Origin of the sequence: Caulobacter endophyticus (assembly GCF_029543245.1) — a bacterium.
Classification (GTDB): domain Bacteria; phylum Pseudomonadota; class Alphaproteobacteria; order Caulobacterales; family Caulobacteraceae; genus Caulobacter; species Caulobacter endophyticus_A.
Genome location: NZ_JARQWV010000031.1, coordinates 1 through 15,404 on the forward strand (window position 1 = coordinate 1; position 15,404 = coordinate 15,404).

The 15,404-nt window shown below is 69.4% G+C and carries 11 protein-coding genes; 6 read left to right on the forward strand and 5 right to left on the reverse strand.

Going from position 1 to position 15,404, the window contains the following annotated elements; genetic code table 11:
* Positions 1-311: 311 nt before the first annotated feature.
* Entirely contained in the window at positions 312-1,445 is a 1,134-nt protein-coding gene (gene spbR, locus P7A99_RS22520; RefSeq protein ID WP_277795968.1) for a pole-localized protein SpbR, read from the reverse strand.
* Positions 1,446-1,604: 159 nt separating this feature from the next.
* Here spbR and P7A99_RS22525 point away from each other — a divergent pair, with 159 nt between their 5' ends.
* On the forward strand, positions 1,605-3,431 hold the full coding sequence (locus P7A99_RS22525; RefSeq protein WP_277795969.1) for an ATP-binding protein: 1,827 nt from the start codon (positions 1,605-1,607) through the stop codon (positions 3,429-3,431).
* Between the two features lie 67 nt (positions 3,432-3,498).
* Complete coding sequence (locus tag P7A99_RS22530) at positions 3,499-4,665, forward strand: CaiB/BaiF CoA transferase family protein (protein ID WP_277795970.1); 1,167 nt, start codon at positions 3,499-3,501, stop codon at positions 4,663-4,665.
* Here P7A99_RS22530 and P7A99_RS22535 read toward each other — a convergent pair.
* On the reverse strand, positions 4,662-5,537 hold the full coding sequence (locus P7A99_RS22535) for a transglycosylase SLT domain-containing protein (RefSeq protein WP_277795971.1): 876 nt from the start codon (positions 5,535-5,537) through the stop codon (positions 4,662-4,664). The two genes, P7A99_RS22530 and P7A99_RS22535, sit on opposite strands and share 4 nt — an antisense overlap.
* 222 nt (positions 5,538-5,759) lie before the next feature.
* On the opposite strand from P7A99_RS22535, the gene P7A99_RS22540 reads away from it, so the two are divergent.
* The gene (locus tag P7A99_RS22540; RefSeq protein WP_277795972.1) at positions 5,760-6,491 is read left to right on the forward strand and encodes an energy transducer TonB; all 732 of its coding nucleotides are present in this window, start codon (positions 5,760-5,762) and stop codon (positions 6,489-6,491) included.
* 50 nt (positions 6,492-6,541) lie between these two features.
* On the opposite strand, the gene P7A99_RS22545 is transcribed toward P7A99_RS22540, so the two are convergent.
* Together P7A99_RS22545 and P7A99_RS22550 are read right to left on the reverse strand one after the other, a co-directional pair.
* Complete coding sequence (locus tag P7A99_RS22545; protein ID WP_277795973.1) at positions 6,542-7,705, reverse strand: acyl-CoA dehydrogenase family protein; 1,164 nt, start codon at positions 7,703-7,705, stop codon at positions 6,542-6,544.
* Positions 7,706-7,738: 33 nt separating this feature from the next.
* Positions 7,739-8,755 (reverse strand): NAD(P)/FAD-dependent oxidoreductase, encoded by a 1,017-nt coding sequence (locus tag P7A99_RS22550; RefSeq protein WP_277795974.1) that lies wholly within the window; start codon positions 8,753-8,755, stop codon positions 7,739-7,741.
* Between the two features lie 209 nt (positions 8,756-8,964).
* On the opposite strand from P7A99_RS22550, the gene P7A99_RS22555 reads away from it, so the two are divergent.
* From P7A99_RS22555 to P7A99_RS22565, 3 genes are all read left to right on the forward strand, one after another.
* Positions 8,965-9,372 carry a helix-turn-helix domain-containing protein gene (locus P7A99_RS22555; RefSeq protein ID WP_058350643.1) on the forward strand — a complete coding sequence of 136 codons (408 nt, stop codon included), beginning with the start codon at positions 8,965-8,967 and terminating at the stop codon, positions 9,370-9,372.
* Between the two features lie 177 nt (positions 9,373-9,549).
* Positions 9,550-12,714, forward strand: a complete 3,165-nt coding sequence (locus P7A99_RS22560) for a PAS domain S-box protein (RefSeq protein WP_277795975.1) — start codon at positions 9,550-9,552, stop codon at positions 12,712-12,714.
* Positions 12,715-12,801: 87 nt separating this feature from the next.
* Entirely contained in the window at positions 12,802-13,230 is a 429-nt protein-coding gene (locus tag P7A99_RS22565; RefSeq protein ID WP_277795976.1) for a DUF6491 family protein, read from the forward strand.
* Between the two features lie 976 nt (positions 13,231-14,206).
* On the opposite strand, the gene tuf is transcribed toward P7A99_RS22565, so the two are convergent.
* Positions 14,207-15,397, reverse strand: coding sequence for an elongation factor Tu (gene tuf / locus P7A99_RS22570; RefSeq protein ID WP_277794742.1), 1,191 nt, complete (start codon positions 15,395-15,397; stop codon positions 14,207-14,209).
* Positions 15,398-15,404 lie beyond the last annotated feature (7 nt).

Sequence of the window (15,404 nt, forward strand, 5' to 3'; positions counted from 1 at the left end):
CGGAGCGGTCGACGAAGCCGAAACGCTAAACAAACACACGGTCTCCGGGCTCCGCCCGGCCGCTCCGCGCCTCCCCGCCAGCTTTCGTGAGATTTCACGGGAGTGCGAAGTCGCACGTCCAGACCCTCCCCCTGAAGGGGGAGGTGGCCCGAAGGGCCGGAGGGGGAAGTTCCTGATGAGGTTAGTGCGCCATCAAAGGCAGTAATCACTTCCCCCTCAGTCGGCGGAGTTCATCCTCGGGCCGGCCTTTGGCCGGACCCGGGGGCCGACAGCTCCCCCTTCAGGGGGAGCGTCTTGAGGGACGAAGCGCCCTACCCCGCCGCGCGGGCCTTGAAACCAGCCAGGCGGTCCAGCTTGTCCAGCAGGTAGTCGCTCTCTTCGCGCGACACCGCCTGGGAGGAGGTCAGGAAGCGTTGCAGCATGTGTTCCTGGAACCGTTCGCGCTCGCCGGGGCGGCCGTCGAACTCCATGCCGTGATAGGCGTCGACCCCGGCGCGGAACGCCGGGAACAGGCGCGACGGCAGGCCGGCCCGCTCATACACGGCCTTCAGGCCCAAGGTCCCGGCGTCGTGAACCATCAGCCAGGTGCGGTGATGCGGCACCCCGGCCAGTTCGGCCAGGCCCCACTCGACGAAGGTCATGTGGCCGTGCGCCAGGGCGCGCAGCAGCAGCGACGGGGTCAGACGGCCCACGCGGTGCAGGTGGGCGACGAAGGCCTTGGGATCGGCGGTGCGGCCGGCCTGGTCCACCAGGTCGAGGGTCGCACGCTCCTTGGCGCCGACGATGATCTCCAGCGCCCGCTCGGCCGACAGGGCGTGGTTGTCGAGGATGTGCTCGCGCAGCTGGTCGCCGACCATGTCGATCAGGCGCTCGGTCACCGACAGCGGCAGCACGGCGCGGTAGGCGACCGCCTGGAGCACGGTTTCGGACTTGGCGAACCGGTCCAGCGCCTTTTGCAGGGCCAGGTCCGAGAAGCGGGCGTTGTCGTTGGCGCAGACGGCGGCCACGACGTCTTCAGGCGCCTGGTCGACCAGCAGGCCGGTGATCTTGCTCGACAGCTTGGGCCGGCGCGCGATCGCCATCTGGCGCACGGGTCCGCCCAGGCGGATGATCTCGGCGAGATCCTGGTCGGTGAACACCGGCGAGAAGCTGATCACCGGCAGCGACACGCTCTCGACGTCGCGGGCCAGGCGGTTGGCGACGTCGGGCGGCAGCAGCGGCGAGGTCTTCAGGGTCACGGCCAGGGCCCGACGCACCAGTTCGGCGGCGTCGGCGGCCATCACCCGCAGGATTTCCTGAGCCTGCAGGCGCTCGTCCTCGGAAAGCTCGGCGCGGTCGATCTTGCGGCACAGCTTGTGCGCGGCCAGGGCGCGCTCGTCGGGCGTCCCGCCCTTCACGAGCATGCGGATATCGTCGGTGGTCAGCGCGGCGCGGGTCGTGGCCATGGGCCTGGCCTTCTGCGAATGGACGGTCGAATCAAACAATGTGACGGTTAGCGTTAACGATTGTTTGCCCGCAAAGCCCCCGGCATTAACGATACCGCGTAACCCGCCGCAAACCGTGCTCGCCTAGCGTCCTGGCTTAACCGCCCGAGGATTTGATTCTTGTTCGCAGAGCGACGCCCCAACGATGTGAAGCGGCCCGGGGCCGACACCGCGCTCGCCCTCGGCGTGCAGGTGGCTCTGCTGCCCTACGCCCTGGCGATCTTCGCCGTAAGCCTGCCCTTCTTCGTCTGGGCGGGCTCGTTCGCGGTCAACGCGGTGTGGATGTCGCTGAGCTTTGCGATCTTCGCCATCAACTGGGGCGTGTTCTACGGGATCACCAACTGGCTCAAGACGCCCCAGGCCGAAAACCTCTCCCTGCGGCTGCGGCTTCAGGTCGCGGGCGGCCTGCTGTGGGCGCTGGGCGTGATCCAGATGTCGGCCTTCGCCGATGGCGCGGGTCCGGTGCGCGAGACCCTGCTGCTGCTGGCCGCCGCCGCCGGCATGGTCTGCATCTTCTTCTCGGCCCCCGTCGTGCACTGCCTGATCGTGGTCGCGCCGATGGCCGCCATCGGTCCGCTCTGGGCGCTGTTCAGCCGCCCCGAAAGCCGCCATGCCGGCCTGATGGCCGCCGGCGGCATGGCCCTGGCCGTGGCCATGGCCATGATCTTCAACCGCATGCTGCGCCGTCAGCACGCCCTGGCCGTGGCCCACGAGGCCCTGATCGAGGAGCGGATGCGCGTGCTCGAGACCGCCGAGCGCACCGCCCGCTCCAAGTCCGACATCGTCGCCACCCTCAGCCACGAGATCCGCAACGGCCTGACCGGCGTCACCCACGTGCTGGCCGCGGCCGCCGGCAAGGGCGGTCGCGCCGCGCCGTCGCGCGAGCAACTGAACGCCGCCCTCGACGCCGCCCAGGACCTGATCGCGGTGCTGAACGCCACGCTCGACGCCGAAACCGCCGAGTCCGGCCGCCTGGCGGTCGAAACCCAGGCCTTCGAACCGGTGCGCCTGGTCCGGGACCTCGCCCTGCTGGAACGTCCCCACGCCCTGGCCAAGGGCCTGGAACTGGCCGTCCACGTCGACGCCTCGCTGGAGAACCGCACGCTGGGCGCGACCATGGCCGACCCGATGCGCACCCGCCAGATCATCGCCAACCTCGTCGGCAACGCGGTGAAATACACCGTGCGCGGCCGGGTCGAGGTGCGGATCGAACCCCGCGGCGACGACCGCATCGCCATCGAGGTCGCCGACACCGGTCCCGGCCTCTCGGCCGAGGAGCTTGAGCAGGCCTTCGAACCCTTCCGCCGGGTCGAGCGCACCGGCGCCGGCGTCAACGGCGCGGGCCTTGGCCTGTCGCTGTCGCGCCAGCTGGCCAAGCTGATGGGCGGCGCGCTGGAGACCAGCAGCGCGCTGGGCGTCGGCAGCTGCTTCACCCTGCTGCTGCCCTACGACGCCGCCTGCCCCTGCCCGCAGGAGCCCGTCGAGGAGACCCTGGCCGCCGCCGATCCGGCCCCCGACGTCCAGCGCAGCCTGCGCGTGCTGATCGCCGAGGACGACGCCCTGAACGCGGCCATGCTGCGCGCCATCCTCGAGCAGCTCGGCCACCAGGTGGTGCACGCCCAGAACGGCCGCCGCGCGGTCGACCTGGCCAAGGTCTGCGAGTTCGATCTCGTCATGCTCGACGGCCGCATGCCGGTGCTGGACGGCCCGCAGACCGCCGCCGAGATCCGCGCCATGCCGGGCGCCGGCGGGCAGATGCCCATCATCGCCGTCATCGGCGGCGACGCCGACGAGGCTCGCGAATGCACCGAGGCCGGCGCCGACACCGTGCTGCGCAAGCCGGTCAGCGTGGCGGGCGTCGCCCGCGCCGTCGCCGACGCCGCCGCCCTCACCCGCGCGCCCCGCACTGAGGCTTCGCGCACTGAGGCCTCGCGCGGCGCGGCCTGATCGGACTTTCCAACGCTCGTTTGACCGCTAATCTCGTCGACAAGGACAAGAAAAGCGGAGGAAGCGGATGCTGCGGGACCTGAAGGTCGTCGAGCTGGCCACCTATATCGCCGCCCCGGGCGCGGCCGGCATCCTGGCCGACTGGGGCGCCGCCGTGGTCAAGGTCGAGTCGCCCGAGGGCGATCCGATGCGCCGCTTCTTCGAGACCATCGGTTCGGACCACGCCGCCAATCCGGTCTTCGAGCTCGACAACCGCGGCAAGCGCTCGGTCGTGCTCGACATACGCACCCCGGCCGGCGCACAGGCGCTCAAGCGTCTCGTCGCCACCGCCGACATCTTCCTGACCAATGTCCGCCCCGCCGCCCTGCGCCGCGCGGGCCTCGACCACGAGACCCTGCGCGCGGCCTTCCCTCGCCTCGTCTACTGCAGCCTCACGGGCTACGGCCTGACCGGTCCCGACGCCGACAAGCCGGGCATGGACGTCGCCGCCTTCTGGTCGCGCGCCGGGGTCGGGGCCCTGACCGCGCCCAAGGGCGCCGAGCCCTTCCCGATCCGCACCGGCATGGGCGACCACGTCACCTCTCTGGCCACGGTCTCGGCGATCCTGGCGGCCGTACACGAACGCCATCGGACCGGCGTTGGACGCCTTGTCGAGACCTCGCTGCTGCGCACTGGGGCCTATGCCATCGGCTCGGACCTGGCCATCCAGCTGCATTTCGGCAAGCTGGCCTCGACCCGTCCGCGCCGCGAAGCCGTGCAGCCGCTGGCCAACTTCTTCCAGACCCGTGACGGCCGCTGGATCTGCCTGCTGGCCCGTCAGGGCGCGACCGACTGGCCGCGCATCGCCGCCGCCGTCGGCCGCCCCGAACTGGTCGACGACCCGCGCTTCTCCGGCGCCCGGGCCCGGCGCGAGAACACCGCCGCCCTGGTCGACATCCTCGACGACGCCTTCGGCGCCATGGACTACGACACCGCCGCCGCCGCCCTCGACGCGGGCGACATCACCTGGGCGCCCTGGCAGACGCCGCGCGACCTGGTCCAGGATCCTCAAGCCGAAGCCGCGGGCTGCTTCGTCGAGACGCAGGACGGGCGACGCTCGCCGGCCGCACCGGCCCGCTTCTCGGATGTCGAGGAGCAGCCGCGCACGCCCGCCCCGGCTTTGGGCGCAGACACGGCCGGCGTCCTGGCCGAGCTCGGCTATTCGGAGGAAGAGATCGAGGCCCTCAGGCCCTAGCGCGCCTTGCCGCCGGCCGAACCGGCGTTGGCGTCCGACAGCATGCGCAGCATCTCGGCCGAGAAAAGGCTGTTGGCCACGCGGCTGACCCCGCCGCCCTCGTCCGAGCGATTGCCGCTGAAGGCGCCGCCATAGCCCTGCGAGCCGCGCATTACGAGGTCGACGACGGCCTTCTGCTGGTCGATGCGATCCAGGCGACGGCCCGAAGCGTACTGCAGGAAGCCCGTGTCGGTCTCGGGTTCGCGTTCACGCACCGTCGGAGCGCCGCCGGCCGAGCCGCCGGTCTTGGTCAGGTTGGCATAGACCTCGCCCACGGTGGCGGCGCGGCCGTCGCGATAGAAGATCGAGCGATTGGCGGCGGCGGCTTCCGGAAACATCGAGGCCGCGCTGGCGCCGGGATTGCGGTTGGCCGCCTCGATCAGACGGGCCGAGCCCTGCGGGCCCAGGAAGTGGGCGGCATAAAGCTCGCCCGAGGTCGGACTGCGTCCGACGCGGCCGCGCAGGTAGGAGGCATGATCCGAAGCCAGCTCACCGGCCATCAACGAAGCGGCGTGCGGGTCGAGCTTCAGGCCCAGAACGGCCTTGCGAGCCTCGTCGCCGGCGACGCGGTACCTACCGTCGGATCCCTGCTGGATCAGGTCGGCATAGCGGGCGTAACCGTACTTGGCGCCGTGTTTCTTCAGCGTGGCCAGCCAGGTCTGGTCGACGAACTGGAACAGGCCCGAGGCCGAGGAGGTCCGCGCCTTGGCGGCTGGATTGTAGCCGCTCTCGCGCTTGGCGGTGCCCATCAGGAACGTGAAGTCGACGCCAGTCGCGTTCGACGCGCGCTGGATCGCCGACTCGACGACGTTGCGGATGGATTGGACGGCCATGGACCGAATGTCTGAACCAGCGTGGTTAACGCCGACTTAACCACGTTTCCGCGTTCGCCGGATGGGCCGCGACATGTCGCCTCGCCATCGGCGCCCATACAGGGCCCCCACAGCGGCTCGAGCATAAATTTTACGATCGTCATTTTTTCAGTTTACGAGCGTCAATTTACATGACAGCGTGAGGACGTCGAAACCGATCGACACCGCTTCACGGAGGTCGCCATGATCGCCCACCCCGCCGACTTCAATCCGCGCATCGCCGGCCTGGACCGGGAGGAAAAGCGCAAGCTGTCCAAGGGGCTGGTGACGGCCCTGGCGATCTCCGGCGCGGCGCACGTGGCCCTGTTCGCCTATATCGCGGTGCAGAAGTACGTGGTGATGCCGACCGAGATCATCGACGACAACGGCATCGAGATCCTGCCGCTGGCGCCCAAGCCGCCGCCTCCGCCGCCCCCGGAACAGCCGGCGCCGACGCCGCCCCGGGCCTCGAACCCGATCCCGGTGCACCCGCCGCTGCCGACGCCGTTCCCGACGCCCGAGCCGCTGCCCGTGCCCATTCCCAGGGATCCGGGCCCTCCGACCATCGCCGCGCCGCCCACCTTCACGGCCGATCCCCCGGCGCCGCCCGCGCCGCCGTCGACCGCTCCCGCGCCCCGGATCATCACCCGGGCGAGTTGGCTGAAGATGCCGAGCGCCGACGACATGTCGCGCTACTACCCCGAAAGCGCCCAGCGGCGCGGGGTTTCCGGCGGGGCGACGCTGAACTGCGCGGTCACGGCCAAGGGCACGGTGCAGAACTGCATCGTGGTCGATGAAAGCCCTGCCAGCGAAGGCTTCGGCAATGCGGCTCTGAAATTGTCGCGGTTCTTCAAGATGAAGCCGCAACTCGAGAACGGCCAGGCGGTCGACGGCGCGCAGGTAAGGATCCCCATCCGCTTCAACGCCGCCGAATAGCCTGGTCGCCGGCCCTCGCTTCACCGTATCGGAGCGAGGGCCGGACCCTTTCAATAGCTCTTGGGCAGGCCCAGCACGCGCTCGGCGATGAAGTTCAGGATCATCTCGCGGCTGACCGGCGCGATGCGGGCGATCATCGCCTCGCGGAAATAGCGCTCGACGTCGTACTCCTTGGCATAGCCCATACCGCCATGCGCCAGCACCGAGGCCTCGCAGGCCGAGAAGCCGGCTTCCGCGCCCAGGTACTTGGCGGCGTTGGCCTCGGCCCCGCAGTCCTTGCCGGCGTCGTAGAGGGCCGCGGCCTTGAAGGCCATCAGGTTGGCCGCTTCCAGCTCCGCCCACGACCTGGCCAGCGGGTGGGCCACGCCCTGGTTCTGGCCGATCGGACGGCCGAACACCACGCGTTCCTTGGCGTAGGTCGAGGCTTTCGCAAGAGCCGCCCGGCCCAGGCCGATGGCCTCGACGGCGAACAGCACCCGCTCGGGGTTGAGGCCGTGCAGCAGGTACGAGAAGCCCTTGCCCTCCTCGCCCACCAGATCCTCCTGGGGCACGAACAGGTCCTCGATGAAGAGCATGTTACACTCGACGGCCTTGCGCCCCATCTTCGGGATCGGCTTGGCCTCGATCTGCTCGCGGTCGGTGTAGAACAGGCTGAGCCCCCCCGTGGGCTTGGCGCACTGGTCCTTGGGCGTAGTGCGGGCGATGATCAGGATCTTGTTGGCGCGCTGGGCGCCGGTCGTCCAGATCTTGCGGCCGTTCAGGCGGTAGCCGCCGTCGACCTTCTCGGCCTTGGTCTCCAGGCTGGAGGTATCCAGGCCCGAGTTGGGCTCGGTGACGGCGAAGCACATCTTGTCCTCGCCCGAGATGATGCGCGGCAGCAGGCGTTCGCGCTGCTCGTCGGTGCCGAACTTCACCAGCGGCATCGGGCCGAAGATGTTGAGGTGGATGGCGCTGGCGCCCGAGAAGCCCGCGCCCGACTGGGCCACGGTCTGCATCATCACGGCCGCCTCGGTCAGGCCCAGGCCCGCCCCGCCGACGCTTTCGGGCATGGCCACGCCCAGCCAGCCGCCCTCGGCGATCGCGGCCACGAATTCCTCGGGGAAGTTTCCGGTCTCGTCGGTCCGGCGCCAGTACTCGTCGTCGAAGGCGGCGCACACCTTGGCCACGCCTTCACGGATCGCTTCCTGCTCGTCGGTCAGCCAGAAACCGGCCATGTCGTCCCTTCCCTGCGCTTGGTCGCTCTTTATCTAGCCCTCGAAACGCTGCGGATCGAAGGCGGCCGCGTCCTCTCCGGGATCGGCGTCCGTCAGATACGCCGCGACCATGTCGGCCACAAGCGGAGCGAGCAGCCAGCCGTTGCGACGCGCCCCGGCCGCCAGGATCACGCCGGGAACCCGGCTCTTCCCCACCAGCGGCAGGCCATCGGCGGTCGAGGCGCGAACGCCGACCTCGATCACCGACGGGGCGCCCGCCAGCTCCGGCCGCAGACGCTCGGCGGCGATCCGCAGCGGCTCGACCACGGCCGGGTCGGGCTCGCGGTCGTCGCGCCCCGCCTCCATGGTCGCGCCCACCGCCGGGCGGGACCCCGGCGCGATGTAGACGCCCTGGCCGCGCAGCACCGGCCCCTCGGCCATGGCGGTTTCCAGCCGCAGGATCTGGCCCTTGATCGGCGTCAGGGCCGCGAGTTCAGGCGCCAGCCCCTGCCCGCCGCCGCCGCCGGTGGCGACCACCAGGGCGTCGAAAGCCAGGACCTCGCCGTCGTCCAGGGTCACGCGACCTTCGGAGAAGGCGGCCACCCCGCGCGCATCGAAATCCGCTCCGGCCGCGATCGCCGCCCCACGCAGGGTCGACAGCGCCGACCGGGCGTCCAGCCGCCAGTCCTCGTCGCTGAACAGGCCCGTCGGCGTGCGGGAGAAGCGCGCGCCTGCCTCGACCAGGGCTGCCTCGACCTTGGCCAGGAAAGCCTCGTCGCCCTCGATGGCGAGGCCCTGACGGTCCAGGGCGATCCCCACGTCCTGCGCGAAAGCCGTCCAGAGATCGCGGGCCCTGCGCAAGACCGGCAGGTGGCCACGCGAGACGGCGTCGAAGACGGCCTCGGCCGCAGGCGCCAGCATGCCGGCCGCGACGCCAGAGGCGTTTTCACCGGGGGGCGCGGGGTCGAACACCGTCACCTTGAACCCGAGTCGGGAGAGAATCAGCGCCGTCGCAGAGCCGAAGGCGCCGGCTCCGGCGATCGCGACGCGCGCGCCTGACTGCAAAATCATGGGCGGCAGACACCGCCCGGCGGTCAAAAGGTCAAGTCCGAATGCTTTTCTGTCGTCGCACCGACGCAAGGGTGCGGCATTTGTGTCGTGTGAGCGACATGCGACGTCGAGGCGACGTGACGGAATACGATCAGCGGTCTATTCTTCACCTTAAACAACCGCGCCACGTGCACCGCTACGGTCCGACCGGAGCCGAGGACGAGATCATCATGACCCAGAAGCCCACCGCCGAAGTCGCTCACCCCGTCGACATCTATGTCGGCGCCCGCATGCGGATTCGGCGCAAGGTCCTCGGCTTGAGCCAGACCCAGCTCGCCGACGCCCTGGGCATCACCTTCCAGCAGATCCAGAAGTACGAGCGCGGCGCCAACCGCATCAGCGCCAGCAAGCTCTACGACGCCGCCCGCCTGCTGCAGTCGCCGGTGTCCTACTTCTTCGACGGCCTCGAAGAGACCGACAACGGCGAGGACGACGGCGTCGCCCAGCGCATGACGCAGTTCGTGGCCACGCCCGAAGGTCTGGAGCTGGCCGACCTGTTCCCCCGCCTCAACGACCGCCGCCTGCGCCGCCGCGTGGTCGACCTGGTCAAGGCGATGGTCGACGACGAGCCGGCCTGAGACCCTCTCTCCATTTCCGATCTTCCGATCGCGCGCCTCATCCCCTGCGGAGAGGCGCGTTTTCGTTTGTGCGCGGGACTTCTGCTTCAATAGGCCGCAGCGCACCGATACCGACGTTCAGTAGATGTGAAGGCGCATCGGGTCACCCTATCGACCTAAGATAGCGGCGCCCCAAACATGCTCGAACACGATCGCCTGGCGGCCCTGGCCTCCTACCGCATCCTGGACACGGCTCCCGAGCCGGCGTTCGACCGGCTGACCGACTTCGCCGCCGAACTGTTCGACGCGCCCATCGCCCTGATCTCGCTGGTCGACGAGCACCGGCAATGGTTCAAGTCGCGATACGGGCTGGACGCGGAGTCCACCCCTCGCGAAATGGCCTTCTGCGCCCATGCCCTGCGCCAGGAGACCCACTCGGTCATGGTCGTCGAGGACGCCACGGCCGATCCGCGTTTCGCCGCCAATCCGCTGGTCACCGGCGCGCCCGACATCCGCTTCTACGCCGGCGCCGTGCTCAGCGATCGTGACGGCCATAACCTTGGCACCCTCTGCGTCATCGACAGCGCGCCCCGCCCCCGCCCCTCCGAGGAAGACCTCGACCGCCTGCGGATGCTGGCCGACGCCGTGGTCGCCCGCATGGAAAAGGGCCGGGCCGAGCGGCTGATGCTCGAACAGCGCCGCATGCTGGCCATGACCGAGGCGATCTCGGGCGTCGGTCACTGGCGCTGCGATCTGGTCAACCAGACCATCACCTGGTCGGACGAGGTCTATCGGATCTACGGCCGCGATCCGGCGACCTTCACGCCCACTTTCGAAAACTGGCTGGAGATGTACCACCCCGACGACCGGGCCGCGGCCGAAGCCCGCGCCCGGCAGGTGGTCGTCGAGCGCGCCGTGCTCGAGCACGAGCTGCGGCTGCTGCGGGCCGACGGCTCGGTCCGCCAGGGCCATTCGCGCGCCACCTGCGAACTGGACGAGGACGGCCGCGTCATCGCCGTCTTCGGCGTGCTGCGCGACATCACCGACGAACGCGCCCTGCGGCGCAAGCTGGAAGCCAGCGAGGCCCGGGCCCGCCGGGTCATCGCCGACGCCTATCAGGCCATCGTCACCATGGACGAAGCCGGGGTCGTCACCGACTGGAACCGTTTCGCCGAGAGCACCTTCGGCTGGACGGCGGCCGAGGCCCAGGGACGCAGGCTGTCGGACCTGATCATTCCCACCGGCCTGCGTCAGGCCCATGACGAGGGCCTGACCCAGTTCCTGGCCACCGGCCGGGGCGCGGTGCTCGACCAGCGGATCGAGATCTCGGCCCTGCGCCGCGACGGCGAGGTCTTCCCGGTCGAACTGGCGATCAGCGCCGCCCGCAGCGCCGACGGCTGGCAGTTCACCGCCCTGATGCACGACATCAGCGCCCGCAAGGCGCAGATGGAGGAGTTCGAGACCGCCTTCCACCACGCCTCGGTGGGCATGGCCCTGGTCACGCTGGACGGGGCGTTCAACAAGATCAACGCCGCCTTCTGCGACATCGTCGGCTACGACGAGGCCGCGATGCTGGCGACCGACTTCCAGACGATCACCTACCCCGCCGACCTCGACAAGGACCTGGCCCTGCTGGGCCAGCTGATGGCCGGCGAGATCGCCAGCTACGGCATGGACAAGCGCTACATCCACAAGGAAGGGCGCATCGTCTGGGTGCACCTGTCGGTGTCGCTGGTCCGCGCGCCCGACGGCTCGCCCAAGCACTTCATCGCCCAGGTCCAGGACCAGACCGCCCGTGTCGAGGCCCAGGAGGCCCTGGAGCACCAGACCCTGCAGCTGGCGGCCATGGCCACCCAACTGGCCTCGGCCCGCGACGCCGCCGAGGAAGCCAACCACGCCAAGGCCGAGTTCCTGGCCAATATGAGCCACGAGTTGCGCACGCCCCTGAACGGGGTGATCGGCTTCTCGCGCCTGCTGGCCGAAAGCCCCCACCTGGCCGCCGAGGACCGCCGGCGGGCCGAGCGGGTGCGCGGGGCCGGCGAGGCCCTCAACGCCCTGATCAACGACATCCTCGACTTCTCCAAGCTCGAGGCCCGCGCCGTCACCCTGGAAAGCGCGCCCTTCGCCCTGAAGGAAATGCTGGTCGAGACCACGGCCATGGTCGAACCCCAGGCCGACGAGCACCAGGTCGACCTGCGCATGGTCGGCGACCTCGACGGCTGGTACGTCGGCGACCGCCACCGCCTGCGGCAGGTCCTGCTGAACCTTCTGTCCAACGCCGTGAAGTTCACCCGCCACGGCTCGGTGACCACGCAGGTCGAGGTCCTCAGGCAAGCCGACGGCCGCGCGAGCCTGCGCATCAGCGTGGTCGACCAGGGCGTCGGCATCGCGCCCGACAAGATCGACCGACTGTTCAAGCGCTTCTCGCAGACCGACAGCTCGATCACCCGCACCTTCGGCGGCACCGGACTGGGGCTGGCCATCTCGCGCGAGCTGGTCGAGCTGATGGAAGGCCGGATCTGGGTGGAGAGCGAGCTGGGCGAAGGCTCGACCTTCGCCTTCGAGATCGCCCTGCCCCTGGCCTCGTCCCCGACCACCGTAGCGCCGGCCGAGCCGGCCGGCCGGGCCGCCTTCCCCGGCAGGCGGATCCTGCTGGTCGACGACGTCGAGCTGAACCGCGAGCTGTTCAGCGAGCTGCTCGGCCGTCGCGGCTGCGTGGTCGAGACCGCCGACGACGGGGCCCAGGCGGTCAAGGCGCTCGAGCGCGCCGCCTTCGATCTGGTGCTGATGGACGTGCACATGCCGGTGGTCGACGGCCTGACGGCCACCCGCGAGATCCGCCGACGCGGCCTGACCGCCGCCCCGATCGTGGCCCTGACCGCCAGCGGCGCGCCGCGGCAGGTCGCCGCCTGCCTCGACGCCGGCATGGTCGGACACCTGCTCAAGCCGCTCAGCGAGCGCGACCTCGACCAGGCCCTGGCCCTGCACCTGGCCAGGACCGCCGACGCCGGCGCCACGACCACGGCCGACGAGGCCGGCGACGAGGCCGCCGCCCGCGAGGCCCTGGCCTCGGCCATGGGCGCCGCCCGCGTGGCGCGCCTGGCCGACATGCTGCGCCAGCAACTGCTCGACCGCTTCCAGGACGAAAGCCCCGAGGCCCTGCGCGAGGACGCCCACCGCCTGGCCGGCTCGGCGGGGATCCTCGGCTTCATGCGCCTGTCGCGCGACGCCGCCGAGCTGGAGACCGCCTGCATCGAGGGCCTGCCGCTGGATGCGCCCCTGGAGCGCCTGCGCCAGGGCGTGCGGCGGGCCGTGGCCGACCTGGACGCCTGGATCGAGGACCTTTCGCGCCAGGCCGCCTGAATTCGCCGCAATCGGGCTACAATTCGAAATACGGCGGCGATCCCGTCGCGCTATAGTGGCGGCAGGTCCGATCAGGAGGCCTTCGCCGTGCGCCGCTCCGTCTCCCTCCTCTGCACCCTCGGCCTGGCCGCGGGCCTCGCCGCCCCCGCCCTCGCCGCGACCCAGGCTCCGGCCGAAAAGGCCAAGCCGGCCGGCACGCGCGACGGCTGCTTCTTCGCCGACCAGGTGCGCGGCTATCAGGTCGTCGACGACCGTACGCTCAATGTCGACCTGGGCCGCAAGGAAGCCTTCCAGCTGACCCTGCTGAACACCCCCTTCGACCTCGACGTCGCCACCCGCATCGGCATCAAGTCGCGCACCGGCTCCTGGGTCTGCTCGCCGCTCGACGCCATGGTCATCGTGCCCGAGGTCACCGGCTCGTCGCGCAGCTACCGCGTCTCGGCGATGCGCAAGCTGACCCCCGAGGAGTACGCCGAGGCCTGGCCGAGCCTGAAGGCCAAGAAGCCCAAGTCGTAGGACGTCGCTTCCGGGGCCCTCTGCCCAGATGCTCCCCCTGAAGGGGGAGCTGTCGCGAAGCGACTGAGGGGGAAGAGGCTGCTGGTGTTGGAGGCGTACTGATCTCATCAGGCGCTTCCCCCTCCGGCCCTTCGGGCCACCTCCCCCTTCAGGGGGAGGATCTTGGGGCACGGCTTCGCGGCCTCTCGTGGAAACCACGGAAGTTGATGGAGAGGGCGCGGGGCGTCCGGGCTTCGCCCGGATGTGTGAGTTTCAAGTACCGTTTCGACGAAGCTTAAACGCCCCGCGCGATCGTTGTTCCTCAGGCCGGGGCGCGCGGGCGTCTTCAGCCCTGTGCCCCTTCCCCATGCAATGCGCCCCGTTTCTTGGCGGCCAGGCGTGCATGGCGGCGCGAACCCTTGGACGGGCGGGAGCCTATTTGGGCAAGCTCCCGATGGATGGATTTACGTCCCCCATCCTCATTTAAGCCTTCGGGCCCGGCTCACGCCGCTCCCTCAGCCCCGCTCGATCGCATCCACGTCGCCGCTTCGGGCCGGATCCTTGCGCCCTCTCCCCGCGACGGGACCCAATGATTATGCGGCGGGTTTGAGCGCGTCTGATCCAGCAGGCTGAGAAAGTTGCAAGCGGTTGAGTTTGTGAAACTCTGTTGGCGATACGCCGGGGATCCACGCTGCTCCATGCCCATCCGGGCCACACCAAACCACGCCTTCCTCGCCCTCGTGGCGAGGATCCATGGTTCAGCCCGCTCAGACCTTTCGAGTTCGCCCGCCGTCTGAGCAGCGGCCGACGTGGGCCCTCGCCACGAGGGCGAGGGAGGCGGGGGTGTGGTGGCTTGGGCGGGAGCACTGAACTCATCAGAAAACTTCCCCCACCGGCCTTCGGCCGCCTCCCCCACAGGGGGAGGTTCCAAAAGAAAAGGCCCCGGAGGTTTCCCCCCGGGGCCTTCGCTTTGTCAGCCGAAGCTAAGAAGCGTCGATTACTCGACGATTTTCGCGACGACGCCGGCGCCGACGGTGCGGCCGCCTTCACGGATGGCGAAGCGGAGCTTCTCTTCCATGGCGATCGGGGTGATCAGCTCGACGTCCAGCTCGGCGTTGTCGCCCGGCATGATCATTTCCACGCCTTCGCGCAGCTTGATGATGCCGGTCACGTCGGTGGTGCGGAAGTAGAACTGCGGACGGTAGTTCGTGAAGAACGGCGTGTGACGGCCGCCTTCTTCCTTGGTCAGGATGTAGGCCTCGGCCACGAACTTGGTGTGCGGGGTGATCGAGCCCGGCTTGCAGAGCACTTGGCCGCGCTCGACGTCTTCACGCTTGGTGCCGCGCAGCAGCACGCCCACGTTGTCGCCGGCTTGACCTTGGTCCAGCAGCTTGCGGAACATTTCGACGCCCGTGCAGGTGGTCTTCTGGACCGGACGGATGCCGACGATTTCGACTTCTTCACCGACCTTCACGATGCCGCGCTCGACGCGACCGGTGACCACGGTGCCGCGGCCCGAGATCGAGAACACGTCTTCGACCGGCATCAGGAAGGCCTGATCGATCGGGCGTTCCGGCTGCGGGATGTAGGCGTCGACCGAAGCCATCAGCTCAAGGATCTTCTCTTCGCCGATGTTGGCGTCGCGGTTTTCCACGGCGGCCAGGGCCGAACCCTTGGTGATCGGGATGTCGTCGCCCGGGAACTGGTAGGACGACAGCAGCTCACGAACTTCCATTTCGACGAGCTCGAGCAGCTCTTCGTCGTCGACCATGTCGACCTTGTTCATGAACACGACCAGGGCCGGCACGCCGACCTGACGGGCCAGCAGGATGTGCTCGCGGGTCTGCGGCATCGGGCCGTCGGCGGCCGACACGACCAGGATCGCGCCGTCCATCTGGGCCGCGCCCGTGATCATGTTCTTCACGTAGTCGGCGTGGCCGGGGCAGTCGACGTGAGCGTAGTGACGGTTGGCCGTCTCGTACTCGACGTGAGCCGTGTTGATCGTGATGCCGCGGGCCTTTTCTTCCGGCGCAGCGTCGATGTCGGCGTAGTTCTTGGCGGTCGCGCCGCCCGACTTCGCCAGCGTGATCGTGATCGCGGCCGTCAGCGTCGTCTTGCCATGGTCAACGTGACCGATGGTGCCGATGTTGCAGTGCGGCTTAGTACGTTCGAACTTTTCCTTGGCCATCTTCTTA

Bases quoted from the DNA above. Each gene is read 5' to 3' on its own strand.
- spbR (WP_277795968.1), bottom strand. From the start codon at position 1,445: ATGGCCACGACCCGCGCCGCGCTGACCACCGACGATATCCGCATGCTC.
- P7A99_RS22530 (WP_277795970.1), top strand. From the start codon at position 3,499: ATGCTGCGGGACCTGAAGGTCGTCGAGCTGGCCACCTATATCGCCGCC.
- P7A99_RS22535 (WP_277795971.1), bottom strand. From the start codon at position 5,537: ATGGCCGTCCAATCCATCCGCAACGTCGTCGAGTCGGCGATCCAGCGC.
- P7A99_RS22540 (WP_277795972.1), top strand. From the start codon at position 5,760: ATGATCGCCCACCCCGCCGACTTCAATCCGCGCATCGCCGGCCTGGAC.
- P7A99_RS22545 (WP_277795973.1), bottom strand. From the start codon at position 7,705: ATGGCCGGTTTCTGGCTGACCGACGAGCAGGAAGCGATCCGTGAAGGC.
- P7A99_RS22550 (WP_277795974.1), bottom strand. From the start codon at position 8,755: ATGATTTTGCAGTCAGGCGCGCGCGTCGCGATCGCCGGAGCCGGCGCC.
- P7A99_RS22555 (WP_058350643.1), top strand. From the start codon at position 8,965: ATGACCCAGAAGCCCACCGCCGAAGTCGCTCACCCCGTCGACATCTAT.
- P7A99_RS22560 (WP_277795975.1), top strand. From the start codon at position 9,550: ATGCTCGAACACGATCGCCTGGCGGCCCTGGCCTCCTACCGCATCCTG.
- tuf (WP_277794742.1), bottom strand. From the start codon at position 15,397: ATGGCCAAGGAAAAGTTCGAACGTACTAAGCCGCACTGCAACATCGGC.